Here is a 26,956-nt window from a genome sequence, read left to right as displayed (position 1 = left end):
CGATAAAAAAGCCGGGCTTTCGCCCGGCTTCGTCATTGACGGCGGATGGCCCGTCTATCAGTTCTTCGACTGGTCCACCAGCTTGTTCTTGGCGATCCACGGCATCATCGCGCGCAGCTCGGCGCCGACCTTCTCGATCGGGTGGGCGGCGGTCAGGCGGCGGCGGGCCGTCATCGACGGGTAGTTGGTCTTCCCCTCCAGGATGAACATCTTGGCGTACTCGCCACTCTGGATGCGGTACAGCGCCTTCTTCATCGCCTCCTTGGTGGCCGAGGTCACCACTTCCGGGCCGGTCACATACTCGCCGTACTCGGCGTTGTTGGAGATCGAGTAGTTCATGTTGGCGATGCCGCCCTCGTACATCAGGTCGACGATCAGCTTCAACTCGTGCAGGCACTCGAAATAGGCCATTTCCGGCGCGTAGCCGGCTTCCACCAGCGTCTCGAAGCCCGCCTTGACCAGCTCGACGGCGCCGCCGCACAGCACGGCCTGCTCGCCGAACAGATCGGTCTCGGTCTCCTCGCGGAAATTGGTCTCGATCACGCCGCCCTTGGTGCCGCCGTTGGCCGCGGCGTAGGACAGCGCGACGTCGCGCGCCTTGCCGGACTTGTCCTGGTAGACGGCGATCAGCGTCGGCACGCCGCCGCCCTTCAGGTATTCGGAGCGCACGGTGTGGCCCGGGCCCTTGGGCGCCACCATGATCACGTCGACGTCGGCCGGCGGCACGATCTGGTTGTAATGGATGTTGAAGCCGTGGGCGAAGGCCAGCGCGGCGCCCTTCTTCAGATTGGGGGCGATGTCCTTGTGGTAGACGTCCGGCTGCGACTCGTCCGGCAGCAGGATCATCACCACGTCGGCCTTCTTCACCGCCTCGGCCACTTCCTTGACCTTGTGGCCGGCCGTCTCGGCCTTCTTCCACGACGCGCCGTCCTTGCGCAGGCCGACAATGACGTCGACGCCGGACTCCTTCAGGTTCTGCGCGTGCGCATGGCCTTGCGAGCCGTAGCCGATGATGGCCACTTTCTTGCCCTTGATGATGGAGAGATCGGCGTCTTTGTCGTAATAAACTTTCATTGCTTTGTCCTTGGTATTGGTTTGCCAGGGGGCTCATAGAGCCTGTTCAAAGCCTTTTTCCGGGAAAAGACCTTAAAACAGGCTCCCAGGCCCCGATCAGATTTTCAGAACCCGTTCGCCTCGACCTATGCCGGATGCGCCGGTACGGACCGTTTCCAGGATCACTGCGCGGTCCACCGCCTCGATAAAGGCGCCGAGCTTGTCGCTCGTACCAGTCAGCTCGATGGTGTAAGTCTTTTCCGTCACGTCGATGATGCGTCCGCGGAAGATGTCGGCCATCCGCTTCATCTCCTCGCGGTCCTTGCCTACGGCGCGGACCTTGATCAGCATCATCTCGCGTTCGATGTGCTCGGATTCGTTGAGGTCTATCACCTTGACCACCTCGATCAGCTTGTTGAGCTGCTTGGTGATCTGCTCGATGACTTCGTCGGAACCGTGGGTGACGATGGTCATCCGCGACAGCGTCGGGTCCTCGGTGGTGGACACTGTCAGCGAATCGATGTTGTAGGCGCGGGCCGAAAAAAGCCCGACGACGCGCGACAGCGCGCCCGCCTCGTTTTCCAGAAGTATGGATAAGATGTGTCGCATGCCGGCCGCCTTAGCACATATTGCCGTAGTCACGGTTGTTCTCGAAAGGCACCTGCTGGACGGCGCGCATATGCGCCGGCAGGTCCATCTGATCCAGGCCCTTGCCGTTCTGGATCATCGGGAACACGTTCTCGGACTGGTCGGTACGGAAGTCCAGGAACACCAGGCGCTCCTTCAGCTTGTCGCTGAAGGCCTCGCGCAGCACCGGCTCGACGTCGGCCGGATTCTCCACCTTGAAGCCGATGTGGCCGTAGGCCTCGGCGATCTTGACGAAGTCCGGCAGCGCGTCCATATAGGACTCGGAATAGCGGGTGCCGTAGAAGAACTCCTGCCACTGGCGCACCATGCCCAGATAGCGGTTGTTCAACGCCACCACCTTGACCGGCGTGTGGTACTGCTTGGCGGTGGACAGCTCCTGGATGTTCATCTGGATCGAGCCCTCGCCGGTGATGCAGGCCACCTGCGCGTCCGGGTTGGCCAGTTGCGCGCCGATGGCCGCCGGCAGGCCGAAGCCCATCGTGCCGAGACCGCCGGAATTCAGCCACTGCTTGGGCCGGTCGAAGCGGTAGTACTGCGCCGCCCACATCTGGTGCTGGCCGACGTCGGACGTGATGATGGCCTGGCCGCCGGTGATCTCGTACAGCTTCTGCACCACCATCTGCGGCTTGATCAGCTCGTCGGACGGCGTGTACAGCAGACAGTCGTGGCCGCGCCATTCCTCTATCTGCCGCCACCACTGGTTCAGCGCCGAGCCGTCCGGCTTCTGGCCGGACTGCTTGACGATGTCCAGCATCTCGCGCAGCACCAGCTTGACGTCGCCGACGATCGGTATGTCGGCCTTGACGCGCTTGGAGATCGATGACGGATCGACGTCGATGTGGATGATCTTCTTCGGCTGGGCCAGGAAATGCGACGGCACGCTGATCACGCGGTCGTCGAAACGCGCGCCGACGGCGATCAGCACATCACAGTACTGCATCGCCATATTGGCTTCGTAGGTGCCGTGCATGCCCAGCATGCCCAGGAACTGCCGGTCCGAACCCGGATAGGCGCCCAGGCCCATCAGCGTGTTGGTACACGGCAGATTTAGGGAGCGCACCAGTTCGGTCACCTCGGCCTCGGCGCCGCCCTGCACCGCTCCGCCGCCGACATAGATGAAGGGACGCTTGGCCTCAAGCAGCAGGTTCACTGCCTTCTTGATCTGTCCGCTGTGCCCGCGGGTGGCCGGCACGTAAGAGCGGATGTGCACGCTGTCCGGATAGTGGAACTCGGCGCGCGCCTGGGTCACGTCCTTCGGGATGTCCACCACCACCGGGCCGGGACGGCCGCTCTTGGCGATGTAGAACGCCTTCTTGATGGTCGCGGCGATCTCGCCCACGTCCTTGACCAGGAAGTTGTGCTTCACACAGGGACGGGTGATGCCGACCATGTCGACTTCCTGGAACGCGTCCAGGCCGATGGCCGGGGACGGCACCTGGCCGGAGATCACCACCAGCGGGATCGAGTCCATATAGGCGGTGGCGATGCCGGTGACGGCATTGGTCGCGCCCGGGCCCGAGGTGACCAGCGCCACCCCCACCTTGTCGCTGGAGCGCGAGTAGGCGTCGGCGGCGTGCACCGCGGCCTGCTCGTGTCTGACCAGCACATGTTTGAACTTGTCTTGCCGGAAGATGGCATCGTAGATTTCCAGTACCGCGCCGCCCGGATAGCCGAAGACGAACTCGACTCCCTCTTCCTGCAGGCAGCGGACTGCTATTTCGGCGCCCGATATCTGCATATCGCCTCTATTTCATGTTGATTTCATCCCGTTTGCTCAAAGACCTTATCGTATTGCTCAAAGCATGGTCAAGTGCTTTTGTGCAGGTGCAAAAAACCGCTAAGCCACGGTTATTTCAGGCAAAAAATCGGACTAGCCTAGCGAATCCTGCTCTGATACCATCGTTGGTTGGCATCAACCCGAAACGCACAGATGGCAAGCCGCAAGGAAATGGCCGACTTCCTCGAGTCGGTGGAAAAGCGCGCCTTCAAACAGGCGCTGTACGCGGTGCGGCACGAAGACAACGCGCTGGATATCGTCCAGGACTCGATGATGAAGCTGGCCGATCGCTACGCCCACGCGCCGGCCGAAGAGCTGCCGCTGATCTTCCAGCGCATCCTGCAGAACACCATCCGCGACCATTACCGGCGCAGCAAGGTGCGCAGCTTCGTCAGCACGCTGTTGTCGTCGCTGATTCCCACCCACGCCGAGGACGACAGCCCGGATCCGCTGGAGACGCTGGACGTCGCCGCCGACGAGGCGCACACCAATCCGGAAAAATGGTACCAGCGCAAGGAAGTGGCCGAGATGATAGACGCGTCGCTGCAGCTGCTGCCGGCCCGTCAACGCGAGGCCTTTCTGCTGCGTTACTGGGAGGGTCTGGACGTTGCCGAAACCGCCCTGGTGATGGGCTGCTCGGAGGGCAGCGTGAAAACGCACTGCTCGCGCGCCAACCACACCCTGGCGGCCATTCTTGCGCAAAAGGGAGTACTGCTGTGAAACACGCCAATGATAGCCAGGGCGACCATTTGCCGACCCATATCGCCCGCATTCTGGACAATCCCCATTCCCACCCGACCCCGAGCCAGGCCGCGCGGCTGCAAGCCGCCCGCCGACGCGCGATGGAGCGCTTCGAGATGCGCGCCGCCGAGCCCATCGGCCTGCACGAGAAGCTGGCCCTGTGGGCGCAGCGCCATATCGTGCTGCTGAAGCGCGGCAGCGCGGCGCTGGGCTTCGCCGCGCTGACCGCCGTCGGCCTGATGCTGGCCGAGGGGCTGCTGGCCGAATCCGAATCGATAGACGCCGCGGTGCTGTCGCAGGACCTGCCGCTGGACTCGCTGCTGGAGCCGCATTTCAGCCGGAGCCTGCATGAATAGGATGCTGCCGGCCGCCCTGCTGTGCCTGGCCGCCCTGCCGGCGCCGGCCGTCCTCGCCGCGCCGCCGTCCGACCCGCGCTGGGACCAGCTCGGCGTCGAGCAGCAACAGGTGTTGGCGCCGCTGGCGCCGGAATGGAATCGCTACGCGCCGGACAAGAAACAGAACCTGCTGGCCATCGTGCCGCGGCTCTCCGGCCTGCCGGCGGAACAGCGCCAGCGGGTGCAGCGCAAGCTGAAGACCTGGTCCGAGCTGAGCCAGCAGCAGCGGCGCGAAATCCGCGCCAACTGGCAGAAACTGCAGCAGCTGCCGCCCGCTCAGCGCGAACAAGTGATGCGGCGCCTGCGCGCGCAGACACCCGAGGCCTCGAACGCCCAATGACAGAAACCGCCTCCCCAAGCCTGGCCCGCTGCCTGGCCAGCCTGTTCTACGAATCGCTGCTGATCGTCGCGATGCTGCTGATCACCAGCGCCGCGATCACGCCGCTGCAACTGGCGCTGGGCCAGGACTCGGCGCTGCTGCACACGCTGATCCAGCTGACCGCCGCCGGCGTGCTGTTCGCCTATTTCGGCTATTGCTGGACCCGCAGCGGACAGACCGCGGCGATGAAGACCTGGCACATCCGCCTGGTGACCGCCGACGGCCAGCTGTTGAACTGGCAGCAGGCGCTGATGCGCTTCGCCGTCGCGGCGATGCTGTTCGTCGGCCTGCCGGTGGTGTCCTATCTCGGCTGGCAGCGCAGCTACGGCGATCATCCGGCCGTCAAATGGCTGGCGCTGGTCTGGTGGCTGCTGCCCTTCCTGGCCCGCTATTACGACAAGGACCGCCGCCACCTGCACGACCGGCTGGCCGGCACCCGGCTGGTGCTGCTGCCCAAACCGCCGCGCGGCGGCAAATAAAGCGGCGGCGACGGCGGCCGGACCGCCCTCTCCGCGCGGCCAGATGCCGGTGAAAACGCGCGGCCGCGATCTTATCCACAGCCGCCGTCTATTTCAAAACTTACCCACAGCCCTGATTCAAGCGCGCTCCCCGCGCCGGTACACCGCCGCGCCGGCGGCATAGGTGGCGGCGATCGCGCGATCGTCGCCGAGCATCATCTGCACGAACAGCGCCTCGGACAGGTCGCGGACATGGCGCATGCGGAAATCCAGCAGCGGCGTCGAACGCAGGTCCAGCACCGCCAGGTCGGCCTCCATGCCGGCCTCCACGCTGCCGACCTTGTCGGCGATGCCCAGCGCCTCGGCGCCGCCGCGGGTGGCCAGATAGAAGGCCTGGGCCGCCGTCAACGGCCGCCCGTGGGTCTGCGACGCCATATAGGCGGCGTTCATCGTCTGCAGCATCGAGAAACTGGTGCCGGCGCCGAGATCGGTGCCGAGGCCGAGCGCGACCGGCTTGTCGCCGGCCACGCAGCGGCGCAGGTCCAGACTGCCGGAACCGAGGAAGAAGTTGGACGTCGGGCAATGCGCCAGCGACGCGCCGCTGTCGTGGAAGACGGCCAGCTCCTCGTCGCTCAGATGGACGCCATGACCGTAGATCGCGCGCGGACGCAGCAGGCCGTAGCGCTGATAGACGGCGGCGTAGTCGCGGCAGCCGGGGAACAGTTGCCTGACCCAGGCGATCTCGTCCAGGTTCTCCGAGATGTGGGACTGGATGGCGACGTCGGGAAATTCGGCCGCCAGCGCGCCCAGCATCTCAAGCTGGCCATGGCTTGAGGTCGGCGCGAAACGCGGCGTGATCACGTATTCGGCGCGACCCTTGCCGTGCCAGCGCTCGATCAGCGCGCGCGACGCCTCGTAGCCGACCAGCGGCGTGTCCAGCAAGGCCTCCGGCGCGTGGCGGTCCATGCACACCTTGCCGGCCAGGACGCGCAGATTATGCCGCGACGCCTCCTCGAACAGCGCGTCGACCGAGACGCCGTGAACAGTGCCGAACACGCAGCCGGTGGTAACGCCGTTGCGCAGCTGCTCGCCGAGGAAGACCCGCGCCACCTCGCGGGCATGGTCCGCGTCGGCGAAGCCTTGCTCGGTGACGAAGGTGTAATGGTTCAGCCAGTCCAGTAGTTGTTCGCCGAAGGCCGCCATCATCTCGGTCTGCGGGTAGTGGACGTGGCAGTCGATGAAGCCGGGCACGATCAGATGGTCGGCATAATGCTCGACGCGCGCGCCCTCCGGCAGCGACGGCAGCAGCTCGGCCGCCGGCCCGCACGCCGCGATGCGGCCGTTCTCCATCACCACCAGCGCGTCGCGCTGGAAAGCCAGGCAATCCCGCTCGGCGTCCCGGAACGGATTGCCCCGGAAAGTCAGCACATCGCCGCGTACCGCAGTCTTCAAATTCCTCTCCCGCGCCGGAACTCGCTCTCCGGCATTTATCTTCACATAAAGAATCTTTACGTGTAAATATACCCTCGTTCCGTTTCAGCGGCAAGCGCGCCCGCTTCCGGCGGCGAAACCGGACGCGGCCATTCGACCAGTTAGCAGTTGTCTTTAAATGAAGATAGTATATTTTGAAGTCGTGATACTCTTGCGCCCGACCGAGTTTGCCGCGTTTATCTTTTTGGATCAGGAACCAGCAGCATGCAGCAAGCACCAGACCAGATCGACCGTATCGTCGCCCTGTGGAACGAGGTCCGTCCCGACCTCGACACCTCCGCCACCGAAGTCATCGGCCGCATCGTGCGGATGGAATACTTCATCACCCGCCGGGTACTGCAGGACCTGGCCCGCCACAGTCTGAACGTCGGCGAATTCGACGTGTTGGCGGCGCTGCGCCGCGGCGGCGAGCCGTTCCAGTTGTCGCCGAATCAGCTGCAGGGCATGGTGCTGATCTCGTCCGGCGCGCTGACCAACCGCATCAATCGGCTGGAAGAAGCCGGGCTGGTCAGCCGCTCTCCCGACCCCGACGACCGCCGCGGCGTCATCGTCACGCTGACGGCCAAGGGTTTCCAGGTGATAGAAGACGCCGCCGGCCACCATCTGGCCGCCGAGGCGGAGCTGATGGACATGCTGGACGTGGACGAGCGCCGCACGCTGGCGCGGCTGCTGAAAAAGATGCTGCAGTCGCAGGAAGACTGATCCGGCAGACAGGCCGCCCGAGGGCGGCCTTTGTCTTGCCCATCGCACAACTAAGAAGGCAAAACGTCCGAGGCAAGACGTGCCGACGCGGACAGTGCCCATCGCACGGCAAGGAGGCGCAACGCCGCATCGGCCTCCTCCCCCAGACTCTTCGAGCAATCGGCAAAACGCCCGAGGCAAGGCGCGCCGACGCGGACAGTGCCCATCGCACGGCAAGGAGGCGCAACGCCGCATCGGCCTCCTCCCCCAGACTCTTCGAGCAATCGGCAAAACGTCCGAGGCAAGGCGCGCCGACGTGGACAGTGCCCATCGCACGGCAAGGAGGCGCAACGCCGCATCGGGCGTTTTGCCGGCTGCTCATCCCAGCAGCAGCGCCAGATTGGCGGCCAATACCAGGCCAAACAGGCCCCAGCCGCCGGCCAGCATCCAGCGCGGCGGCGCATGCTCGCCCATCAGCGCCGCGTCGCCGCTGAGCCTCAGCAGCGGCCACATCGCCAGCGGCAGTTGCAGGCCCAGCACCACCTGGCTCCACACCAGCATCGGCCCGACCGCCGACTCCCCCTGCCAGACGATGCCGGCCAGCGCCGGCAACAAGGCCAGCGCGCGCGTGATCAGCCGTCGCTGATAGCACGGAATGCGTATGCCGAGAAAACCATCCATGATCACCTGGCCGGCCACGGTGCCGGTCAGCGTCGCGCTCTGCCCGGCCGCCAGCAGCGCGATGCCGAACAGCAGCGCCGCCATCGAACCGGCCAGCGGCCGAATCAGCTGGTGGGCCTCGGCGATGTCGGCCACCGCGGTATGCCCGGCGGCGTGAAAGGCGCTGCCGGCCAGCACCAGAATGGCGCCGTTGACCAGCATCGCCAGCAGCAGCGAGGCGATGGTGTCGATGCGGCACAAGAACAGCGCCTGTCCGACGCCGTCATCCCCGTCGACGCGCCGCGTCTGCACCACGGATGAATGCAGATACAGATTGTGCGGCATGATGGTGGCGCCGACGATGCCGAGCGCCAGCAAGACGGCCTTGTCCATGCCCGGCGTCGGCAGGGTCGGCGCCAGGCCCGCCGCCACCGCCGACCAACGGGTGTCCAGCAACGCCAGTTGCGCCAGGAAGCATAACGCGATGGTGGCGACCAGCCCCAGCACGATGGCTTCCAGCTGGCGAAAACCGCGCCCCTTCAGCCCCAGCACGATCAGAGTGTCGAAAGCGGTCAAGCCCACGCCCCAGGCCAGCGGCACGCCGAACAGCAGCTTGAAGGCCAAGGCGCAGCCCAGCACCTCGGCCACGTCGCAGGCGACGATGGACACCTCGGCGCTGAGCCAGTGAAGCAGCCGGCCGGCGCGGCCGTAGCGACGGGCGCTGGCCTGCGCCAGGTCCAGGCCGGTGACCAGTCCCAACCGCGCCGCCAACATCTGCAGCAGCATCGCGGCCAGTCCCGACAGCATCACCACCCACAACAGCTGATAACCGAAGCGCGAGCCGGCCTCGATGTCGGTGGCCCAGTTGCCGGGGTCCATATAGCCGACCGCCACCAAGAGGCCCGGTCCGGCGAAGCGGCGCAACCGGCTGCCGAAAGAGGCCCCGGCGTCTATCCGTATGCTGCCGTTGACCTCGGCCGGACAAAACGGGGCTGTGGCGGTGGTGGGCAGCATCGGGGCGCCGTCGGACGGGACCGGCTCAGCGCGCGCGCAACGGCGCGTCGCCGGCCACTCTCAGCGCTGGCGGGGTCCATGCCCAGCGGCGATGCCAGGCGCCCATGACCAGATCGGGATATTCGGAGCGCCCCAGGCTGCCGTTGTAGCGGCCCAGCGCGCGGAACAGATTGCCGCGCTCGATATCGAGGTAGTAGCGCAAGATGGTGCAGCCGTAGCGCAGATTGGTGGAAAGATCGAACAGATTGTGTTGCGCCGTGCCGATATGGCGCGGCCAGAACGGCATCACCTGCATCAGGCCGCGCGCGCCGGCGCCGGAGACGGCGTATTTGTTGAAGCCGCTCTCCACCTGGATCAGGCCCAGCACCAGCTGCGGATCGAGCCCGGCGCGGACGGCTTCGTACTGGATCGCGGTCAGCAGGCGCTCGCGCACCCACGGGTCGGGAATGCGCTTCTGCAGCCGCGACGACATCTCGGCGAGCCAGGCCTGGCCGACGCGCGCGTCGTCGAACACCAGCCTGGGCGCGTTGACGTCGGAGATCGAACGGCTCATCGCCGTGGCGACATTGGCCGACAGCGCCTCCTCCTTCTGCGCGCCGGCCCATGCCGGCGCAGGCGCCAGCACCCAGCACAACGACAGCGGGAGGAGGAGGCTAGTCTTCATCAGGCCAGCTTGGAGAGGACATGCTCCAGAATAGCATCGGCGGCGACGGCGGTGGCTTCGCTGTCGCGGCGGTGCTGGTACTCGACCTTGCCTTCCTTCAGGCCGCGGTCGCCGATGGTGACGCGGTGCGGCGCGCCGATCAGCTCCCAGTCGGCGAACATCGCGCCCGGACGCTCGCCGCGGTCGTCGAGCAGCACGTCGACGCCGCTGGCCAGCAGATCGGCGTGCAGCTTGTCGGCGGCGTCCTTCACCGCCTCGGAGCGGTCGTAGCCCACCGGGCACACCACCACCGCGAACGGCGCGATGGCGGCGGGCCAGATCATGCCCTTGTCGTCGTAGTTCTGCTCGATGGCGGCGCCGAGGATGCGGGTGACGCCGATGCCGTAGCAGCCCATCTCGAACGGCTTCGGCTTGCCGTCTTCGTCGAGGAAGGTGGCGTTCATCGCCACCGAGTACTTGGTGCCGAGATAGAACACGTGGCCGACCTCGATGCCGCGCTGGATCGCCAGCGCGCCCTTGCCGTCCGGCGACGCGTCGCCCTCGACCACGTTGCGGATGTCGAATACCTCCGGCTCGGCGCAATCGCGGCCGAAGTTGGCGCCGGTGTAGTGCTGATCGTCGTCGTTGGCGCCGATGACGAAGTCGGCCATCTTGGCGACGGTGCGATCGGCGATCACGCGGCCCTTGAAGCCCACCGGGCCCAGCGAACCGGGATTGGCGCCGAAGGCGGCGCGGATGGCGGCCGGGCTGGCGAAGCTCAGCGGATTCTTGATGCCGGCGATCTTCTGCGCCTTCACCTCGTTCAGCTCATGGTCGCCGCGCACCAGCATCAGCACGGCCTCGTCCTCTTCGCCTTCGACCACCACCGCCTTGACGGTCGCCTTGACGTCGACCTTCAGGAAGTCGACCAGCTCGGCGATGGTCTTGACCTTGGGCGTGTGGACCTTGCTCAAGGCGGCCGCGGCGGCGGCGCGCTCGCCGGCCGGCGCCACGGCCTCGGCCAGTTCGATATTGGCGGCGTATTCCGAATCCGGACAGTAGACGATGGCGTCCTCGCCGGTGTCGGCGATCACCTGGAATTCGTGCGAACGGTCGCCGCCGATGGCGCCGGTGTCGGCCGCCACCGCGCGGTAGCTCAGGCCCAGGCGGTCGAAGATGCGGCGGTAGGCGGCGTACATATTGTCGTAGCTCTTGCCGGCGTCTTCGGCGCTGCGGTCGAAGGAGTAGGCGTCCTTCATCGTGAACTCGCGACCGCGCATCACGCCGAAACGCGGACGGCGCTCGTCGCGGAACTTGGTCTGGATCTGATAGAAGTTCTTCGGCAGCGCGCGGTAGCTGCGCAGCTCGCGGCGGGCGATGTCGGTGATCACCTCCTCGGCGGTCGGCTGCAGCGCGAAGTCGCGCTCGTGTCTGTCCTTGAAGCGCAACAGCTCGGCGCCCATCTTGTCCCAGCGGCCGGTTTCCTGCCACAGCTCGGCCGGCTGCACCACCGGCAGGCTCACTTCGATGCCGCCGGCGCGGTTCATTTCCTCGCGGATGATGGTTTCCACCTTGCGCACCACGCGCAGGCCCATCGGCATCCAGGAATAGATGCCGGCGGCCTGCTTGCGGATGAAGCCGGCGCGCAGCATCAGCTTCTGGCTGACAATGTCCGCGTCGGCGGGGGCTTCTTTCTGGGTGGAAATGAAAAACTGCGATGCGCGCATGATGCGTCCTTGGAATTCGGCTAAACGGCTTCGATTGTAGCGTCGACAGCCGTCGGCGGCCAAGCACAGCCCAGTTGTTGCAGTACAACAACCATGACAACAGCGCGTCGGCCTGTGCTTGGCGGGCCGGGTACTCTGGAGTAACCTGCGCCCTGCCGGGGACTTTATGGCTTTTTTATTTGCCCGCCGTCATCGACAATGATGATACGGCGGCAGCCATCGAGGCTTCCGGATCCCCCGCTGCCACGCATGCCGCGGCGGCGCACAACCGTAATGGAAACTTATGCAGGATCACAACAAACAGGCGATGGCGGGCCTGACCCTGGCCGCCCTCGGCGTGGTCTACGGCGATATCGGCACCAGCCCGCTGTACACCTTGCGCGAGTGCTTCGTCAGCCAGAACCTCCCCACCACGCCTGACAATATCTTCGGTATTCTGTCGCTGATTTTCTGGTCGCTGATTTTCGTGGTATCGATCAAGTACGTCGCCTTCGTGCTGCGCGCCGACAACCGCGGCGAAGGCGGCATCATGGCGCTGATGGCGCTGGCGCGGCACTACACCACCCACGCCGCGCGCTGGAAGATCGTGCTGCTGGGCCTGTTCGGCGCCGCGCTGTTCTACGGCGACGCCATCATCACCCCGGCCGTGTCGGTGTTGTCCGCCGCCGAGGGCATGGAAGTCCTCTCCTCCGGCATGGAGGCCTATGTGTTGCCGATGGCAGTCGGCGTACTGGTCGGCCTGTTCCTGCTGCAACGCCACGGCACCGCCAGGGTCGGCCTGATGTTCGGTCCGGTGATGATGATCTGGTTCGCCATCCTCGGCATCCTCGGCCTGCACCAGATCGTCCAGCAGCCGGCGGTGCTGCAGGCGCTGAATCCATGGCACGCCGTCACCTTCATCCAGCAGAACGGCTTCCACGCCTTCCTGACGCTGGGCTCGGTGGTGCTGGCGCTGACCGGCGCCGAGGCGCTGTACGCCGACATGGGCCACTTCGGCAAGACGCCGATCCGCCGCGCCTGGTTCAGCCTGGTGCTGCCCGGCCTGGGACTGAATTACTTCGGCCAGGGCGCGCTGCTGATGAGCAATCCGGCCGCGATCAAGAACCCCTTCTTCCTGCTGGCGCCGGACTGGGCGCTGCTGCCGATGATCGTGCTGGCGACGCTGGCCACCGTCATCGCGTCGCAGGCGGTGATTTCCGGCGCCTACTCGCTGACGCGCCAGGCCATCCTGCTCGGCTACTGCCCGCGGCTGGAGGTGCGCCACACCTCGGACAAGGAGATCGGCCAGATCTACATGCCCTTCATCAATTGGGCGCTGCTGGTCGCGGTGCTGGTGGTGGTGCTGACCTTCAAGAGCTCGTCCAGCCTGGCCGCCGCCTACGGCATCGCCGTCACCGGCACCATGCTGATCACCACGCTGCTGTTCTTCGTCGTCGCCCGCGTCAACTGGCGCTGGCCGCTGCCGCTGGCGCTGGCCATCACCGTGCTGTTCGGCGTGATAGACAGCGCCTTCTTCGCCGCCAACGTCCACAAGGTGGCCGACGGCGGCTGGCTGCCGCTGGTGCTGGGCATGATCATCTTCACGCTGATGAGCACCTGGAAACAGGGCCGCGAGATCCTGTTCCGCCGCCTGCGCGATCAGGCGCTGCCGCTGGACGACTTCATCCAGAATCTGGAAGCCTATCCGCCGGCGCGGGTCCAGGGCACCGCGGTCTTCCTGACCAGCACGCTGCACGGCGTGCCGCACGCGCTATTGCACAATCTGAAGCACAACAAGGTGCTGCACGAGCGCGTCGTGCTGATGACGGTGCGCACCGAAGACGTGCCCTACGTCGCCGAGGAGGACAGGCTGGACGTGGTGCAGATGTCGGCGTCGTTCTGGCGGGTGGTGGCGCGCTACGGTTTCAAGGAGGAGCCCAATGTGCTGCAGGTGATGGAGATGTGCCGCGAGGATGGCTTCGACATGGAACTGATGGACACGTCCTTCTTCCTGTCGCGCGAGACCATCATCTCCACCGACCATCCGGGCATGGCGCGCTGGCGCGAAAAGATCTTCGTCTGGATGAGCAAGAACGCGCTGCGCGCCACCGACTTCTTCCAGGTGCCGGCCAACCGCGTGGTGGAGCTGGGCGCCCAGGTCGAGCTGTAGCCCCTCCTCGCCCGACGAAAAAAGGCGCGCCGTTCCGGCGCGCCTTTTTCATGGCCCGGCGCCGGCTCATGCCCCCCCTTACCCGCCAGCCGGAAGACAGCCGTATGAACAGGCTGTCAGCGGCAAGCCTCCTTGCGCAGGCGGATATGCGAACTCGGCGCCCAACCCAGGTATTGCTCGTACTGGGTGCAGAAACGCGCCAGCACCTGGGAGATGGTCATCGGCCAGATGCGCTCCTGCAACGGCTGCACGCCGGCCAGGATCGGCCATTCGATATTGTCCGGCGGCATCAGGTCGCGCCGCTCGGTCGCCAGCAGCCGGGTATCGGCCATCGCCAGCGTCGCCCGGTCATCGCCCGACAAGGCCAGTCCGAAGCGCTCCTCCACCGCCGCCGTCAGCCTGTGCTGCAGCGGGGAGCATTCGAACGAGTCCGCCCGCACCACCGCGCCGGAGTAGGCCTTGGCGGCGCCGTACAGCAAACCGGCCAGCTGCAGTGGCTGCGGCAGAATCTCCGCCATTCGTATCGCGTGTTCCGCCTCGCTGTAGAACTGGCGGCAGGCGCCGCCGAAACGGCAGATGTGCGCCAGATGATGGGCGATGTCGGCGATATCGATATCGTCCGGCTGCGGATCCAGCACATTGAGGTAGCGCCCGGATACTGTCTGAATGAATGCGTCTCTCATTCCTCGCTCCTGGACGCCCCGCCTTTGGCGGGCGCGTCCGTCATGACCGCATGAAACTCGACCGGACCGTCCCCGCCGGGAACCATCTGGCGATCCTGGGCCGGCGGACACCTTGTCCATTTCGGCCAAATCCTATTTAAGCTAAAAACTTGTATAAGAATATTTTATTGGAATAGAATTTCACGTCAAAAATAATGTGTCCGGTATTTACATCGCGCGATGATTGATCATCATGGCATAGCAAACCGGCGCAGAATTTCAATGGCGCCGGCGATGGCCGATGCGGCGCGGCATGATTCTCCAGACTGCTCGATATACTCGCGATCAGTCGCCGCTAAAATTGAATTGATTAGTACTTTTTATTACCAAATTCATAAAGCATGAATCTAGCATGGAGCGCGCCATTGTTTCCAGTACCCCGCGCATACAGCGTCCGATCGCGGCAAGGCGGCCTGTGATGCCGCCGCTCGTCCGCCATTCGCCGTTCCAGACTCCAGGCAAGGAAAACGCAGATGCACGCCAATGATGAACCGCAACACAGCAGCTTCCTGAACGAATTCAAATCGAGCGCCATCCGCAGGATACGCGACCGCAAGCTGACCATCAGCGAACTGGCGCGGCTGACCGGCATCAAGCAATCGACGCTGCACCGCGGCCTGTTCGAGGAAAGGGAGCTGACGCTCAGCAACGCCCACGCCATCAGCCACGCGCTGGGTCTGGACCCGTTCGGCCGGGAACGCAGCGCCGACGTCCGCATGGCGCCGGTGCTGACCCGGCTCGAGCAACTGGACCGGCTGCCGCCGGCCGGCCAGCCGGTCTGGGACGAATACGTGCGGCTGGACCACCCGGCGGCGGCCGATGTCGTCGCCGTGGACCAGGCGCTGTTCCGACCGGCGCTGTTTCCGGCCCGCGCCGTGCTGCTGATCCAGTCCGGGGCCGACGACGCCGCCCAACTGGTATACCGCCACAGCGACCATCTCTCCTTCGCCGATGGCGGCGCCGCCATCGGCAAAATCATCGGCATCACCTTCAGGAAGAACACATGAAAATCCTGTCCCTGCTCGCCCGCAAGACCCTGGACACGCTGGACCCCATCGTCATCCTGTCCTTCATGATCCTGGCGGCGGCCATCGTCTCCAATCTGACCTCGTACAAGGTGGTGCAGATATTCGGCACCGAGGCCAGCCTGGGCACCTTCACGATGCCCATCATCCTGATGCTGCTGAATCCGATCGCCGAAGTCTACGGCAAGAACCGCTCCAACCAGATCCTGTTCGCCACCTGCCTGGCCGAAATCCTGTTCGCGCTGGCGTTCACCGCGCTCAGCCAGTCCGAGCGCGACTGCGCCGCGATGGCCCTGGCCGAGCGCGATCGCTGCCAGGCGCTGAACACCAGCTATGTGCTGATCAGCGAACACATCGTCCGCGGCTCGATCTCGTTCGCGCTGGGCTGCCTGATAGGCAGCCAGTTCAACACCCGCTTCCTGCTGTATCTGAAGAATCTGTGGTCCAGCCGCTTCTATTTCATCCGCGACATCTTCTCGTCGGTGATCGGCGAGGTGGTTTACACCGCCATCTGCTTCATGATCGCCTTCTACGGCGTGTTTCCGTTCGCCACCATCGTCAAGATCTTCGCCTTCAGCCTGGTGTTCAAATTCTCGTCGACGGTGATCCTGTCCTGGATTTCGCAGTACATCGTGCAGCTGCTGTACCGCTATCGCGCCTGGAGCGAGGAGGCGCCGGCCGGCAAGACCGTCAAGTTCTCCTCCCGCTACCTGCAAGTATGAACGCGATACGCCTGCACCCCGGCCACGATGCGGCGCGCCCCGGCACGCCGCCGGTCTTCGCGCTCAGCTGCAATTACGACCATACCGCCAAATATGTCCTGCAGTCGCGGCAAGTCGACCAGGCGGCGCTGACCGTGCTGTTCCGCGCCGACAGCCTGATCCTGCTGCCGCGCGGCGACAATGGACGGGCGATGGCGGCCGCGATGGCGGAGCGCTTGCCGCTGCGCGCCGACGATGGCGCCGCCTGGCGGCTCGACCTGTCCGACGCCGCCGGCCCGCGCGAGAAGCTGGCCCGCCTGCTGGCGCTGCCGAAGCTGTTCGACGCCGACGACCGCTTCGGCCTGTACGGCTTCTTCACCTATGAGCTGGCCCATGCCACCGACGCGGACGGCGACGAGCTGCTGGGCGTGTTCCACCTGCCGCAACGGCTGCGGGTGGACGGGGTCGAGCACGGCTACTGGATGGCGCCGGACGCCCGCGACGCCGGCGACGAACCGCTCCGGCTGGAGCGCTGGCTGGACCTGGACGCCTTCGCCGCCGGCGGCGGCGCGCCGTACGCCGACATGTACCGGCTGGCGCGGCGGCAGATAGACGCCGGCGCGCTGCGCTCGCTGAATCCCAGCTTCGCCATCCGCCGCCCGGCCGCCTGCGACGGCTGGGGCCTGCACCGGAAACTGCTGGACCGCAGCCGCGCGCCTTACCAGCTGTTCTTCGACGGCGGCGGCTTCCAGCTGGCCGGCGCCTCCCCGGCGATGTTTTTGCGCTTGCGCGACGGCCGGCTGGAAACCAGCCCGATCTGCGGCACGGCGGCCCGCGGCCGCGACGCCGACGAGGACAGCCGGCAAATCGCCAGGCTGCTGGCGTCGGACAAGGACCGTTTCGAGCTGGAGGAATGCGTGCGCGCCGACATGGCGGCCAAGCGCGGCTGCGGCGACGACATCCGCCTGCTGGCCGAGCGCGAGATCGAACAGTTTCCCAATGTGTTCCATACCTCGGCCCACGTCGTCGCGACGCTGAAGCCCGGCCTCGACGAGGCCGACGCCATCTGCGACCATCTGTGGCCGGCCACCATCGTCGGCACCCCGGCGGCGGCGGCCATCCGGCTGCTGGCCGGCCACGAGAAGCGCCATTGGTACGGCGGCGCCTTCGGCTATGTCACCGCCGGCGAAACCAATCTCGGCACCGTGATCCGCAGCGCGCTGCTGCGCGGCGGCTCGGCGTTCACCCGCGTCGGCAGCACCGTGACCCGCCACTCCAGCCCCGAACAGGAGCAAGACGAACTGGATGCCAAGGCCAAACTGATCCTGGAGGCGCTATGACCACGCTGACGATAGACGACATCACGCCCGAAGCCATCATGGTGCGGCTGGTCAACACCGCCAAGATCTACCGCGTGCCGCTGGACAAGGTAGTGCGGCTCTCCAGCCTGGAAGGGCTGCCGCGCGACGAAATCCTGCTGGCCGGCGTCGTCGCCGGCAAGGTGGCGCGCGGCCGGCCGGCGCTGCAGGCGCAATATGATTTCCGCGACGTCGCCATAGACGGCGACTTCCGGCTGAAAGACATCGTGTTCGAGCGCAGCGTCGGCTTCGTCAGCGACGACACCGAGCGGGTCGGCATTCCGTACAAGGACCTGCTCAGCAATCTCGACGTGATCCAGCGGCTCAGCGACGAGCTGGCCTTCTACATCGGCTTTCTGTACGCCACTTTCAGCCTGCCGGACGCCGGGCTGACCTTCCACAGCCATCCCCGGCCCTATCTGAAGCTGAGGTAACAGGCTTCCGTCTTTTTGCGGCGGCGGCCGTTTTCTGCCGAATCCGGGGCGCGGAAAACGCCCTCGGATGGCAGCTCAGCCCGCCAGGCCGATGTCGGCGCGCGCGCGCGGCCAGTCGAAACAGGGACCGGGATCGGTCTTGCGCCCCGGCGCGATGTGCTCGTGGCCGGTCATCGCCGTCAGCGACGGCAGCCCGCTGCGCAGGGCCCGCGCCAGCGCCGCCAGCGTCAGATACTGCGCCTCGCTGAACGGTTCGAAGTCGCAGCCTTCCAGCTCGACGCCGATGGAGAAGTCGTTGCACTTCTCGCGGCCGCGCCAGCTGGAAACGCCGGCATGCCAGGCGCGCAGCCCGACCGGCACGAACTGCAGCAGCAGGCCGTCGCGGCGGACGAAGAAGTGCGCCGACACCCGCAGCTGATGGATGCCCTGGTAATACGGATGCTCGGCCGGATCGAGCCGGTTGGTGAACAGCTGCTCGACGCCTGGGCCGCCGTAGCGATAAGGCGGCAGGCTGATATTGTGTATCACCAGCAGTTCCGGCTCGCAGCCCGGCCCGCGCTCGTCGCAGTTAGGCGACGGCAGCTGCCGCGCCCCCTGGACCCAGCCGTCGTCGCCCAGCGCCAGCTCCGGCGGCGTCGCCGGCCGGTATTCCAGCCGCCACAGCATCAGGCCATCGATGGTGTTCCAGCGCTGGGCCAGCACGAAGCCGACCTTGTGATACAGCGAAATCGCCGCGCTGTTGACTTCGGCGGTGTCGACGCTGACGCTGCTTTCCCCCCGCAGCGCGTGGTTCAGCAGGCGATAGCCCCAGCCCTCGCCCAGATGGGCCGGATCCACCACCGTGCGCTCGATGTGCATGCCGCCGTCCAGCCGACGCGAGGTCACCAGCAGGCCGCGCAGGCCATCGCCGTCGAAAACCGCCAGGATGCGGTCGCGGCAAGAATGCAACGCCGCCAGGTCTGGCCACAATACCGGCAGTTCCGGATAGTCCAGCCACTCCACCTCCAGCCGGTGCGCGTCCAGCTGCAGCTGCAAGGCCCGCTGCGCCAGCGCCGCGTCGCCCAGGTCCAAGTCCTTCACTTCAAAAGGCAAATCCATTACGCCCCCCCGTCATCGAAAAGCCGGGCCAACGCGTACAAATCCGGCTTGTGTTCCATCGCGCAAAGCGGTATCAATCAAGAACTTGCGCCAGCGCGCGGCCGCCGCTGCGGCGAACCGCCTGCACTTGAGGCGCGTCATGTCCACGGTTTGGACAGTGCGGCACAATCATGCCGAACCCCATGCAGGAGACCACTCATGCTCACGCTCGACACCCTGGGCGGCGCCACCGCCCCCAGCTTCGAACAGCCGCTGGAAATGCTGTTGGCCTGCCACGACAAGATACGCCGCTTCTGCGACCAGCTGGACAAACTGCCGCCGTATATCGAGCAGCACGGCGTAGACGAGGCGGCGCGCAACACGATAGACGACGTGGTGCGCTACTTCGACCTCGCCGGACCGGCCCATCATACCGACGAAGAGGAGGAGCTGTTCCCGCTGATAGAACAGCGCGTCCCCACCGCCATCGCCCGGCTGGAACAGCTATCGGCCGAGCACGGCTATCTGCACTCCTGCTGGAACGCGATCCGCGACGACCTGATGTCCTTGCGCGACGGCCACATCCGGCAGATCAGCCACATCGAGCTGCAGGAGTTCGCCCGCCAGTACCGCGAACACGCCGCCGCCGAGGAGGCCTGGCTGTTTCCCACCGCCGCCAGCGCGCTGAACGCCGACGAACTGCGCCAGGCCGGCGCCAATATGGCGCGGCGCCGCCAGCAGACGGCCTGATCCTTCAAGCAAAACGGGTTGCCGGCTCGCGCCGACAACCCGTCTCCGTATTTCCTCAGCGAAGCGGCATCAAGCCGTCAGCTTCAGCAACTGGGCGAAGGCGTCCTCGAACAGCTTCAGGCCATCGCGCTGCAGCTGCTCGCCTACGGCGGCCAGATCGATGCTGGCGGCTGCCACTTCGGCCAGCAGCGCCCGGGCTTCGGCGATGTCCCGCGGCAGCGTCAGCGCGGCGTCGCCGTGGTCGCGGAAGGCGGCCATCGTCGCGTCCGGCACGGTGTTGACGGTTTCGTCGCCGATCAGGCTCTCCACGTACAGCACGTCGCGGTAGGCGGCGTTCTTGGTGCCGGTGGACGCCCACAGCAGGAATTGCGGAGCGGCGCCGGCGGCGCGCAGCTTGGCGAATTCCTCGCCGTGGAAGCGTTCCTGGTAGCGGGCGTAGGCGGCCTTGGACAAGGCGATCGCCACCTTGCCCTTGTGCTGCTCGGCCACCTGCGGGTCCAGCAGGCTGTCGACGCGCGACAGGAAGAAGCTGGCCACCGCCTTGACGCCGGCCACCGGCTGGCCGTCGGCCAGTCGCGCGGACAGGCCGGCGATATAAGCGTCCCACACCGCCTCGACCTGGGGCAGCGAGAACAACAGCGTGATGTTGACGTTGACGCCTTCGCGGGTCAGCGTCTGGAAGGCGCGGATGCCCTCGGCCGTGGCCGGGATCTTGATCATCGCGTTGGCGCGGCCGATCTCGGCCCACAGGCGGCGCCCGGCGGCCAGCGTGCCGGCCTCGTCGCGCGACAGCTCAGGCGACACTTCCAGACTGACGTAGCCGTCGTTGCCCTGGCTGGCCTCGTACTGCGGCAGCAGCAGGTCGCAGGCGGCCTGGATGTCGGCCACCACCAGCTTTTCGTAGCGCGCCTCCGCCGACAGCGAGGCGTCCTGCTTCAGCACGGCCAGCTCGCCCTGGTAGCTCGCGTCGGAGCTGATCGCCTTGTAGAAGATCGCCGGATTGGACGTCACGCCGGCGATGCCGTCATCGGCCAGCAGGCGCGACAACTCGCCGGAGGAGATCAGTTCGCGGGACAGGTTGTCCAGCCAGATGCGCTGGCCGAACGGGCGGATGGCTTGCAGTCGATTCATGGAGATGCGTCCGGGAATTGCTTGAGATAAAGACAGACATCGTAGCGCGGCGGGCCCGCCGCGCCAAGGAAATTGTCGCGGCGGCTTGCGCAGGATCGAGACAGGCTCAGGCCGCCTGGCTGTCGTTGCGGCGCTCGCGCGGGAACACCGCGCTGAAGGTGCTGCCCCTGTCTGGCTCGCTGCGTATCTCCAGCCGGGCGTGATGACGCGCCAGCACATGCTTGACGATGGCGAGACCGAGACCGGTGCCGCCGCTGCCGCGCGAGCGGCCCCGGTCGACGCGGTAGAAGCGCTCGGTCAGCCGCGGGATGTGCTCGCGCGGAATGCCGATGCCGGTGTCGGTGACCGAGAAGCGCAGCTGCTCGCCCTCGTCCTGCCAGGACAAGGTGATGCTGCCGCCCTCCGGTGTGTAGCGCACCGCGTTGGATACCAGGTTGCCGAAGGCCGAATGCAGTTCCTGGCCGCTGCCCCACAGGCCGCAATCGCAGTTGCGCAGCAGTTTGACCTGGTGGCGGCCGTGCGACAGGCCCTCGGCCTCCACCATCAGCGTGTCCAGCATGTCGCGCATATCGACTTTTTCGGCATTGACCGCCTTCGGGCTGTTCTCCAGCCGCGACAAGGTCAGCAGATCCTCGACCAGGCTCTGCATCCGGCGCGACTGCTCCATCATCATCGGCAGGAACTGGCGGAAGGTGCGCTCGTCCACTTCCTCCATGTCGCCCAGCGTCTCCAGGAAGCCGCCGACCACCGTCAGCGGCGTGCGCAATTCATGCGAGACGTTGGCAACGAAGTCGCGGTGCACGGTCTGCACCCGCTCCATCTGCGTGATGTCGCGCGTCAGCAACAGCTTGCGGGTGGAGTCGAACGGCACCAGCTGCAGCGAGATCACCAGTTCGCGCGGCTGGCTGAAGCTCAGCATCAGCGGCAGGCTGAAGCTGGCGTTCTTCATATAGCCGTGGAAGGCCGGCTGACGGATCAGGTTCAGTATCTGGTTGCCGACATCGCGCTTGCGGTCCAGTCCCAGATGCTCGACCGCCATCGGGTTCACCCATTCGATGCGGTCGAACTCGTCCAGCACCACCACGCCGTCCGGCATCGCCTCGCCGGCGTTGATGAAACGCTCCAGCGCGTGCGTCAGCTTCTTCTTGCTCTGGCTCTGGTTGCGCATGGTGCGGTACAAGGTCATGAAGACGTTGTGCCAGACGCCGAAGCCGTCCGGCACCCGCTCCGCCACCGGATGGCGCAACCAGCGCAACAACAATGCCAGATGGTACAGATTGAAGGCCAGCCAGCCGCCCAGCGCGATCGCCAGCGCCAGCAGCGCGTCGCTGGCCGAGCCCAGTGCCCAGAAACCGCCTGAGACGACGATGATGGCCGCCAGCCACAGCGCGGTACGTTGCAATAATTCTCGCATTACTGCTGCACGGAGAAACGGTAGCCGGTGCCGCGCACGGTCTGGATCAGGCCATCGTGCTGAGTGCCTTCCAGCGCGCTGCGCAGCCGGCGGATATGCACGTCGACGGTGCGCTCCTCGACGAAGACGTGGTCGCCCCACACCTGGTCCAGCAGCTGGGCGCGGGAATGGACGCGTTCCGGATGGGTCATGAAGAAATGCAGCAGGCGGAACTCGGTCGGACCGAGATCGATGACGTTGCCGTGGCCGGTGACGCGATGAGTCACCGGGTCCAGCCTCAGGCCCTGCACGTCGACGGCGTCGTCGGTCATCTGCGGCGCGCGGCGGCGCAGCACCGCCTTGATGCGGGCCAAGAGCTCGCGCGGCGAGAACGGCTTGGTGATGTAGTCGTCGGCGCCGGTTTCCAGGCCGACGATCTTGTCCTGCTCGTCGGAGCGCGCGGTCAGCATGATGATGGGAATGTGGCGGGTGCGCTCGTCGGCGCGCAGGCGCTTGGCGACGTCCACGCCGCTGGCGCCGGGCAGCATCCAGTCCAGCAGCACCAGATCGGGCAGCGCGTTCCTCACCAGCGTCAGCGCCGCCTCGGCGGTGCCGGCGCGCAACACATGGTGGCCGGCCTGGGCCAGGTTGAAGGCGATCAGCTCCTGAATCGCAGGTTCGTCTTCGACAAGCAAGATGTTGGCGGCCATGCGGCTATCCTCGGTTTGATTTTGTGGCAAGGATACAAACGCTAGATGACAGTAATATGACATGTCTTGAAGCGCGGACGCGCGATTGTGCGGCAAGGCCGCAATGAAATCCAGACAAAAAAAAACGGGCCCGCCGCATGGGCAGACCCGGAATGGTCGTCGTCAAAAACGTGGATTTGACAAGAGACCAGGGACAAAGAGATCACCAGGACAGTCTCAAATGAGGGGGGTCGAACGACACGACTCATCCGCAACCAATCTTGGAGCGGAGCAAACAGCGGGACGTGCCGCTTGCTCCAGATACGGGGTGGATTCTACGTAGAATATCCGGGGCTTTGACCAAGAAATACTAGGGTTTTTCACCAAATCGCCTTACTATTGATGTTTATTACGTCATATTTCCTTTGATTCAAATAATGGACAGATTCGATCGCAAAATTCTTGTCGCACTGCACGAAAATGCCAGGATCCGCTTCGCCGAGCTGGCCCGCCGGGTGAACCTGTCGGCGCCGGCGGTGGCCGACCGGGTGGCCAAGCTGGAACAGTCCGGCGTCATCGCCGGCTACCACGCCCGCATCGACCCCAGCCGCGTCGGGCTGCCTATATCCTGCCTGATCGAATTGACAGTCAAGCACCTCGAGTACTACCTGGTGATAGACGAAATCCGCAACACGCCTGAAGTGATCGAGTGCGCGTCCATCACCGGCACCAGCGGCCTGATGATCAAGGTGGCCGTCGACACGATGCCGGCGCTGCAGACGCTGATCGCGCGACTGATGCAATTCGGCGACACCAAGACCTCCATCATCATCGACACGCCGGTGCCCGCGCGGATGCCGGCGCTGGCCGACGCCGACTGATAAAAAACGGCCGGGGTCCTTGCGGACGCCGGCCGGAACAGAGAACAACTCTCCCTTGATGCGCTTGGATCACCCCGCCACGTGCTTGACGAAGCGCAGCATATTGCAGGTGTAGCCGTATTCGTTGTCGTACCAGGCGACGACCTTGATGAAGGTCTTGTCCAGCGCGATGCCGGCGTCGGCGTCGAAGGTGGACGGCGCGGTGTTGCCGACGAAGTCGGTCGACACCACTTTCTCGTCGGTGTAGCCCAGCACGCCTTTCAGCTCGCCGTCGGCGGCGGCCTTCATCGCCTTGCAGATGTCGGCGTAGTCGGCTTCCTTCTCCAGCTCCACCGTCAGGTCGACCACCGACACGTCGGAGGTCGGCACGCGGAAGGCCATGCCGGTCAGCTTCTTGTTCAGTTCCGGGATCACCTTGCCGACGGCCTTGGCGGCGCCGGTCGACGACGGAATGATGTTTTCCAGGATGCCGCGGCCGCCGCGCCAGTCCTTGGACGACGGGCCGTCCACGGTCTTCTGGGTGGCGGTGGCGGCGTGCACGGTGCTCATCAGGCCGCGCTTGATGCCCCAGTTGTCGTTCAGCACCTTGACCACCGGCGCCAGACAGTTGGTGGTGCAGGAGGCCGCGGACACGACGGCCTCGCCGGCGTATTTGTGGTGGTTGACGCCGTAGACGAACATCGGCGTGTCGTCCTTGGACGGCGCCGACTGCACCACCTTCTTCGCGCCCGCCTCGATATGCTTGCGGCAGCTTTCCTCGGTCAGGAACAGGCCGGTGCACTCGATGACGATGTCGGCGCCGACTTCGTTCCACTTCAGCTGGGCTGGATCCTTCTCGGCGCTCAGGCGGATGCGCTTGCCGTTGACCAGCAGCGTGCTGCCGTCGACCTTGACCTCGCCGGGGAAGCGGCCGTGCACCGAATCGTATTTCAGCATATAGGCCAGGTATTCCGGATCGAGCAGATCGTTGATGCCAACCACTTCGATCTCGGGAAAATCCTTGGCGATCGCGCGCAGCGCCATGCGACCGATACGGCCGAAACCGTTGATACCGACTTTGATAGCCATGATTGAAGTCTCCTTGTCAGCTTGTGACTGCTCGATGAACGATTCGACGGCCCGTGGCCGGCGCCATCGAAAAAACGAATTTGGCGGCTGTCGTCCGGCGGCGCCGATAGCGAACGGGCGCGCGCCGAAACAAAACAGCGCAAGGACGTTTTCCGCCTTGCGCTGTCACTTTCCACCCATTTGCCGATGTAATCAACTCGTTACATCAATAGTTTGCGCTTTGACCGCCTCAGCCCTGCAAAACGGCGGCATAGGGGCCGGCGTCGACCTGCAGCGCCACATGCAGCAGATTGGTCGACAAGGCGGCGACGCCGCTGGCGCCCAGCCGTTGCAGCGCGTCCTGGTCGACTCGGGCGGCGTCGGCCACCTCGACGCGCAGCCGGCTGCCGGCGACCGCCTCGACCTTGCGCACATTGTCGGCGCCGCCCAGCGCCGCCAGCCAGCTGGCCTTGTCTATCGCCGCGGCGGCGGGCGACGCGACGGCCGCAACCGGCGCCGGCGTGTCGGCGATATCGGCGGAGCCGAGCGCGCCGCGGATTTCATCGGCGACCAGATCGGCCTCCGGCCCCAGCACCACCTGCACGCTGCCGGCGGCCGGCTTGATCAGCCCGCGCGAGCCCAGCGCCTTCAGCGCGGCCTCGTCCACCTTGTCGTTGCTGGCCACCTGCAGGCGCAGCCGGGTGGTGCAGGCATCGACCGATTTCAGGTTGGCGGCGCCGCCCAGCGCGGCGATGAAGGCGCGCGCGCGGCCGGTACCGGCGCCGACGCTGGCCACGGCGACCATCACGTCCTCGCGGCCCGGGGTCTTCAAGTCGAACTTCTTGATGAAGAACACGAACAGCGCGTAGTAGACGACGAAGTAGGCCGCGCCTATCGGCAGCAGCAGCAGCGGCTTGGTCGCGATGCCGAAGTTGATCACGTAGTCGAACAGGCCGGCCGAGAAGGTGAAGCCGAGCTTGACGCCGAACCAGTGCATCACCGCCAGCGCCAGGCCGGTCAACAGCGCGTGGATCACGTACAGCAGCGGCGCCAGGAACATGAAGGCGAACTCGACCGGCTCGGTGACGCCGGTCAGCATCGCGGTCAGCGCCATCGAGAACAGCAGGCCGCCGACGGCGGCGCGGTTTTCCGGCTTGGCGGTGCGGTACATCGCTAGGCAGGCGGCCGGCAGGCCGAACATCATCACCGGGAACATGCCGGCCATGAAGATGCCGGCGCTCTTGTCGCCGGCGAAGAAGCGGGTCATGTCGCCATGGACCAGCTTGCCGGCGGCGGTGGTGAAGTCGCCGACCTGGAACCAGACGATGGTGTTGATGATGTGATGCAGACCGGTGACGATCAGAACGCGGTTGAGCACGCCGTAGAAGAACACGCCGAACTCGCCGGCGCCGATCAGCCACTGGCCGACGCTGTCGATGCCGTGCTGGATCGGCGGCCAGATGTAGCCGAGCACCGCGCCCAGGATCAACATTGAGAAACCGGTGACGATGGGCACGAAGCGCTTGCCGCCGAAGAAGGCCAGGTAGCTGGGCAGCTTGATGTCCTTGTAGCGGTTGTACAGATAACCGCCGACCAGGCCGGACAGGATGCCGGACAGCACGCCCATATTGATCTTGTCGTCCAGCACCTTCAGCACCGCGGTCAGCACCAGGAAGCCGATGGCGCCGGCGAGGCCGGCGGTGCCGTTATTGTCCTTGGCGAAGCCGACCGCGACGCCGATGGCGAAGATCAGCGCCAGATTGCCGAAGATGGCGTCGCCGGCCTGAGCCATGATCTTGATGTCCAACAGGTCGGGCTGGCCCAGCCGCAACAGCAGGCCGGCCACCGGCAACACGGCGATAGGCAGCATCAGGGCGCGCCCCAGCTGCTGTATGCCGGCGAATTTGTTCAGTGTACTCACACATCTCTCCC

General features: G+C 65.6%; 26 protein-coding genes and 1 pseudogene. 12 read left to right on the top strand and 15 right to left on the bottom strand.

Annotated features, from left to right (window positions below):
* Positions 1 to 57: 57 nt before the first annotated feature.
* From ilvC to ilvB, 3 genes are all read right to left on the bottom strand, one after another.
* Positions 58 to 1,074, bottom strand: a complete 1,017-nt coding sequence (gene ilvC / locus CXB49_RS22660) for a ketol-acid reductoisomerase (protein ID WP_101710458.1) — start codon at positions 1,072 to 1,074, stop codon at positions 58 to 60.
* Between the two features lie 96 nt (positions 1,075 to 1,170).
* Positions 1,171 to 1,662: an acetolactate synthase small subunit gene (gene ilvN, locus CXB49_RS22655; RefSeq protein WP_101710457.1), complete on the bottom strand. Its 492-nt coding sequence runs from the start codon at positions 1,660 to 1,662 to the stop codon at positions 1,171 to 1,173.
* A gap of 10 nt (positions 1,663 to 1,672) precedes the next feature.
* On the bottom strand, positions 1,673 to 3,439 hold the full coding sequence (gene ilvB, locus CXB49_RS22650; protein WP_101710456.1) for a biosynthetic-type acetolactate synthase large subunit: 1,767 nt from the start codon (positions 3,437 to 3,439) through the stop codon (positions 1,673 to 1,675).
* A gap of 192 nt (positions 3,440 to 3,631) precedes the next feature.
* On the opposite strand from ilvB, the gene CXB49_RS22645 reads away from it, so the two are divergent.
* The 4 genes from CXB49_RS22645 to CXB49_RS22630 are packed head-to-tail and all read left to right on the top strand — an operon-like array spanning position 3,632 to position 5,472.
* Positions 3,632 to 4,198, top strand: a complete 567-nt coding sequence (locus CXB49_RS22645; protein WP_101710455.1) for an RNA polymerase sigma factor — start codon at positions 3,632 to 3,634, stop codon at positions 4,196 to 4,198.
* A complete protein-coding gene (locus CXB49_RS23825) occupies positions 4,195 to 4,575 on the top strand; it encodes a DUF3619 family protein (protein WP_158301011.1) in 381 nt (126 codons plus the stop codon). Before CXB49_RS22645 ends, CXB49_RS23825 begins: the two co-directional genes overlap by 4 nt.
* A complete protein-coding gene (locus CXB49_RS22635; protein ID WP_101710453.1) occupies positions 4,568 to 4,954 on the top strand; it encodes a DUF3106 domain-containing protein in 387 nt (128 codons plus the stop codon). Before CXB49_RS23825 ends, CXB49_RS22635 begins: the two co-directional genes overlap by 8 nt.
* The gene (locus CXB49_RS22630; RefSeq protein WP_101710452.1) at positions 4,951 to 5,472 is read left to right on the top strand and encodes an RDD family protein; all 522 of its coding nucleotides are present in this window, start codon (positions 4,951 to 4,953) and stop codon (positions 5,470 to 5,472) included. The genes CXB49_RS22635 and CXB49_RS22630 overlap by 4 nt, the downstream gene beginning before the upstream one ends.
* Positions 5,473 to 5,589: 117 nt before the next feature.
* On the opposite strand, the gene guaD is transcribed toward CXB49_RS22630, so the two are convergent.
* A complete protein-coding gene (gene guaD / locus CXB49_RS22625; RefSeq protein WP_101710451.1) occupies positions 5,590 to 6,903 on the bottom strand; it encodes a guanine deaminase in 1,314 nt (437 codons plus the stop codon).
* Positions 6,904 to 7,146: 243 nt separating this feature from the next.
* Between guaD and CXB49_RS22620 the strand changes: the two genes are divergently transcribed.
* Positions 7,147 to 7,644, top strand: a complete 498-nt coding sequence (locus CXB49_RS22620) for a MarR family winged helix-turn-helix transcriptional regulator (RefSeq protein ID WP_101710450.1) — start codon at positions 7,147 to 7,149, stop codon at positions 7,642 to 7,644.
* 357 nt (positions 7,645 to 8,001) lie between these two features.
* On the opposite strand, the gene CXB49_RS22615 is transcribed toward CXB49_RS22620, so the two are convergent.
* From CXB49_RS22615 to CXB49_RS22605, 3 genes are read right to left on the bottom strand one after another with little or no spacing between them, the layout of a single operon-like run.
* Positions 8,002 to 9,297, bottom strand: a complete 1,296-nt coding sequence (locus CXB49_RS22615) for an Nramp family divalent metal transporter (RefSeq protein ID WP_101710449.1) — start codon at positions 9,295 to 9,297, stop codon at positions 8,002 to 8,004.
* Positions 9,298 to 9,322: 25 nt separating this feature from the next.
* A complete protein-coding gene (locus CXB49_RS22610; RefSeq protein WP_101710448.1) occupies positions 9,323 to 9,961 on the bottom strand; it encodes a lytic transglycosylase domain-containing protein in 639 nt (212 codons plus the stop codon).
* Entirely contained in the window at positions 9,961 to 11,667 is a 1,707-nt protein-coding gene (locus CXB49_RS22605; protein ID WP_101710447.1) for a proline--tRNA ligase, read from the bottom strand. Before CXB49_RS22605 ends, CXB49_RS22610 begins: the two co-directional genes overlap by 1 nt.
* A 283-nt stretch (positions 11,668 to 11,950) precedes the next feature.
* On the opposite strand from CXB49_RS22605, the gene kup reads away from it, so the two are divergent.
* Positions 11,951 to 13,816: a low affinity potassium transporter Kup gene (gene kup / locus CXB49_RS22600; protein ID WP_101710446.1), complete on the top strand. Its 1,866-nt coding sequence runs from the start codon at positions 11,951 to 11,953 to the stop codon at positions 13,814 to 13,816.
* A gap of 116 nt (positions 13,817 to 13,932) precedes the next feature.
* On the opposite strand, the gene CXB49_RS22595 is transcribed toward kup, so the two are convergent.
* Entirely contained in the window at positions 13,933 to 14,499 is a 567-nt protein-coding gene (locus CXB49_RS22595) for a phosphohydrolase (RefSeq protein WP_101710445.1), read from the bottom strand.
* Between the two features lie 512 nt (positions 14,500 to 15,011).
* Between CXB49_RS22595 and CXB49_RS22590 the strand changes: the two genes are divergently transcribed.
* Genes CXB49_RS22590 through CXB49_RS22575 form a run of 4 tightly spaced genes read left to right on the top strand, consistent with a single transcriptional unit; the run spans position 15,012 to position 18,056 of the window.
* Positions 15,012 to 15,545 (top strand): helix-turn-helix transcriptional regulator, encoded by a 534-nt coding sequence (locus CXB49_RS22590; protein ID WP_101710444.1) that lies wholly within the window; start codon positions 15,012 to 15,014, stop codon positions 15,543 to 15,545.
* Positions 15,542 to 16,285: a queuosine precursor transporter gene (locus tag CXB49_RS22585; RefSeq protein WP_101710443.1), complete on the top strand. Its 744-nt coding sequence runs from the start codon at positions 15,542 to 15,544 to the stop codon at positions 16,283 to 16,285. The genes CXB49_RS22590 and CXB49_RS22585 overlap by 4 nt, the downstream gene beginning before the upstream one ends.
* Entirely contained in the window at positions 16,282 to 17,604 is a 1,323-nt protein-coding gene (locus CXB49_RS22580) for a chorismate-binding protein (protein ID WP_101710442.1), read from the top strand. The genes CXB49_RS22585 and CXB49_RS22580 overlap by 4 nt, the downstream gene beginning before the upstream one ends.
* Positions 17,601 to 18,056, top strand: coding sequence for a hypothetical protein (locus CXB49_RS22575; protein ID WP_101710441.1), 456 nt, complete (start codon positions 17,601 to 17,603; stop codon positions 18,054 to 18,056). Before CXB49_RS22580 ends, CXB49_RS22575 begins: the two co-directional genes overlap by 4 nt.
* Positions 18,057 to 18,131: 75 nt before the next feature.
* Here the strand turns inward: CXB49_RS22575 and ampD are convergent, their stop codons facing one another.
* Both ampD and CXB49_RS24220 read right to left on the bottom strand, forming a co-directional pair.
* A complete protein-coding gene (gene ampD, locus CXB49_RS24225) occupies positions 18,132 to 18,722 on the bottom strand; it encodes a 1,6-anhydro-N-acetylmuramyl-L-alanine amidase AmpD (RefSeq protein WP_233493133.1) in 591 nt (196 codons plus the stop codon).
* Positions 18,717 to 19,154, bottom strand: a pseudogene (locus CXB49_RS24220) (GNAT family N-acetyltransferase); the annotation flags it as partial. The pseudogene CXB49_RS24220 and the gene ampD, both read right to left, overlap by 6 nt.
* 198 nt (positions 19,155 to 19,352) lie before the next feature.
* Here CXB49_RS24220 and CXB49_RS22565 point away from each other — a divergent pair.
* Positions 19,353 to 19,883 (top strand): hemerythrin domain-containing protein, encoded by a 531-nt coding sequence (locus CXB49_RS22565; RefSeq protein ID WP_101710439.1) that lies wholly within the window; start codon positions 19,353 to 19,355, stop codon positions 19,881 to 19,883.
* A 69-nt stretch (positions 19,884 to 19,952) separates the two neighbouring features.
* Here CXB49_RS22565 and tal read toward each other — a convergent pair whose 3' ends face one another.
* The 3 genes from tal to phoB all read right to left on the bottom strand — a co-directional run bounded on the left by tal (position 19,953) and on the right by phoB (position 23,117).
* Positions 19,953 to 21,014 (bottom strand): transaldolase, encoded by a 1,062-nt coding sequence (gene tal / locus CXB49_RS22560; protein WP_101710438.1) that lies wholly within the window; start codon positions 21,012 to 21,014, stop codon positions 19,953 to 19,955.
* 106 nt (positions 21,015 to 21,120) lie between these two features.
* Positions 21,121 to 22,428, bottom strand: coding sequence for a phosphate regulon sensor histidine kinase PhoR (gene phoR / locus CXB49_RS22555; RefSeq protein WP_101710437.1), 1,308 nt, complete (start codon positions 22,426 to 22,428; stop codon positions 21,121 to 21,123).
* Positions 22,428 to 23,117, bottom strand: a complete 690-nt coding sequence (gene phoB / locus CXB49_RS22550) for a phosphate regulon transcriptional regulator PhoB (protein ID WP_101710436.1) — start codon at positions 23,115 to 23,117, stop codon at positions 22,428 to 22,430. Before phoB ends, phoR begins: the two co-directional genes overlap by 1 nt.
* A 416-nt stretch (positions 23,118 to 23,533) precedes the next feature.
* Here phoB and CXB49_RS22545 point away from each other — a divergent pair, with 416 nt between their 5' ends.
* Complete coding sequence (locus CXB49_RS22545) at positions 23,534 to 23,977, top strand: Lrp/AsnC family transcriptional regulator (protein ID WP_101710435.1); 444 nt, start codon at positions 23,534 to 23,536, stop codon at positions 23,975 to 23,977.
* Between the two features lie 69 nt (positions 23,978 to 24,046).
* Here the strand turns inward: CXB49_RS22545 and gap are convergent, their stop codons facing one another.
* Together gap and nagE are read right to left on the bottom strand one after the other, a co-directional pair.
* Entirely contained in the window at positions 24,047 to 25,045 is a 999-nt protein-coding gene (gene gap / locus CXB49_RS22540; RefSeq protein WP_101710434.1) for a type I glyceraldehyde-3-phosphate dehydrogenase, read from the bottom strand.
* Between the two features lie 229 nt (positions 25,046 to 25,274).
* Entirely contained in the window at positions 25,275 to 26,945 is a 1,671-nt protein-coding gene (gene nagE, locus CXB49_RS22535; RefSeq protein ID WP_101710433.1) for an N-acetylglucosamine-specific PTS transporter subunit IIBC, read from the bottom strand.
* Positions 26,946 to 26,956 lie beyond the last annotated feature (11 nt).

The organism is Chromobacterium sp. ATCC 53434, from assembly GCF_002848345.1.
Classification (GTDB): Bacteria; Pseudomonadota; Gammaproteobacteria; order Burkholderiales; family Chromobacteriaceae; genus Chromobacterium.
This window is presented reverse-complemented; position numbering and strand designations above follow the sequence as displayed.

What these genes read in the sequence shown, in the direction of transcription:
- CXB49_RS22620 (WP_101710450.1), top strand. Translation starts at nt 7,147, where the DNA reads ATGCAGCAAGCACCAGACCAGATCGACCGTATCGTCGCCCTGTGGAAC.
- ilvN (WP_101710457.1), bottom strand. Translation starts at nt 1,662, where the DNA reads ATGCGACACATCTTATCCATACTTCTGGAAAACGAGGCGGGCGCGCTG.
- CXB49_RS22575 (WP_101710441.1), top strand. Translation starts at nt 17,601, where the DNA reads ATGACCACGCTGACGATAGACGACATCACGCCCGAAGCCATCATGGTG.
- phoB (WP_101710436.1), bottom strand. Translation starts at nt 23,117, where the DNA reads ATGGCCGCCAACATCTTGCTTGTCGAAGACGAACCTGCGATTCAGGAG.
- CXB49_RS22610 (WP_101710448.1), bottom strand. Translation starts at nt 9,961, where the DNA reads ATGAAGACTAGCCTCCTCCTCCCGCTGTCGTTGTGCTGGGTGCTGGCG.
- ilvB (WP_101710456.1), bottom strand. Translation starts at nt 3,439, where the DNA reads ATGCAGATATCGGGCGCCGAAATAGCAGTCCGCTGCCTGCAGGAAGAG.
- kup (WP_101710446.1), top strand. Translation starts at nt 11,951, where the DNA reads ATGCAGGATCACAACAAACAGGCGATGGCGGGCCTGACCCTGGCCGCC.
- ampD (WP_233493133.1), bottom strand. Translation starts at nt 18,722, where the DNA reads ATGCTGTGGCGGCTGGAATACCGGCCGGCGACGCCGCCGGAGCTGGCG.
- gap (WP_101710434.1), bottom strand. Translation starts at nt 25,045, where the DNA reads ATGGCTATCAAAGTCGGTATCAACGGTTTCGGCCGTATCGGTCGCATG.
- CXB49_RS22580 (WP_101710442.1), top strand. Translation starts at nt 16,282, where the DNA reads ATGAACGCGATACGCCTGCACCCCGGCCACGATGCGGCGCGCCCCGGC.
- CXB49_RS22645 (WP_101710455.1), top strand. Translation starts at nt 3,632, where the DNA reads ATGGCAAGCCGCAAGGAAATGGCCGACTTCCTCGAGTCGGTGGAAAAG.
- CXB49_RS22545 (WP_101710435.1), top strand. Translation starts at nt 23,534, where the DNA reads ATGGACAGATTCGATCGCAAAATTCTTGTCGCACTGCACGAAAATGCC.
- phoR (WP_101710437.1), bottom strand. Translation starts at nt 22,428, where the DNA reads ATGCGAGAATTATTGCAACGTACCGCGCTGTGGCTGGCGGCCATCATC.
- CXB49_RS22590 (WP_101710444.1), top strand. Translation starts at nt 15,012, where the DNA reads ATGCACGCCAATGATGAACCGCAACACAGCAGCTTCCTGAACGAATTC.
- CXB49_RS22595 (WP_101710445.1), bottom strand. Translation starts at nt 14,499, where the DNA reads ATGAGAGACGCATTCATTCAGACAGTATCCGGGCGCTACCTCAATGTG.
- CXB49_RS22630 (WP_101710452.1), top strand. Translation starts at nt 4,951, where the DNA reads ATGACAGAAACCGCCTCCCCAAGCCTGGCCCGCTGCCTGGCCAGCCTG.
- tal (WP_101710438.1), bottom strand. Translation starts at nt 21,014, where the DNA reads ATGAATCGACTGCAAGCCATCCGCCCGTTCGGCCAGCGCATCTGGCTG.
- CXB49_RS22605 (WP_101710447.1), bottom strand. Translation starts at nt 11,667, where the DNA reads ATGCGCGCATCGCAGTTTTTCATTTCCACCCAGAAAGAAGCCCCCGCC.
- CXB49_RS22615 (WP_101710449.1), bottom strand. Translation starts at nt 9,297, where the DNA reads ATGCTGCCCACCACCGCCACAGCCCCGTTTTGTCCGGCCGAGGTCAAC.
- CXB49_RS22585 (WP_101710443.1), top strand. Translation starts at nt 15,542, where the DNA reads ATGAAAATCCTGTCCCTGCTCGCCCGCAAGACCCTGGACACGCTGGAC.
- ilvC (WP_101710458.1), bottom strand. Translation starts at nt 1,074, where the DNA reads ATGAAAGTTTATTACGACAAAGACGCCGATCTCTCCATCATCAAGGGC.
- CXB49_RS22565 (WP_101710439.1), top strand. Translation starts at nt 19,353, where the DNA reads ATGCTCACGCTCGACACCCTGGGCGGCGCCACCGCCCCCAGCTTCGAA.
- CXB49_RS22635 (WP_101710453.1), top strand. Translation starts at nt 4,568, where the DNA reads ATGAATAGGATGCTGCCGGCCGCCCTGCTGTGCCTGGCCGCCCTGCCG.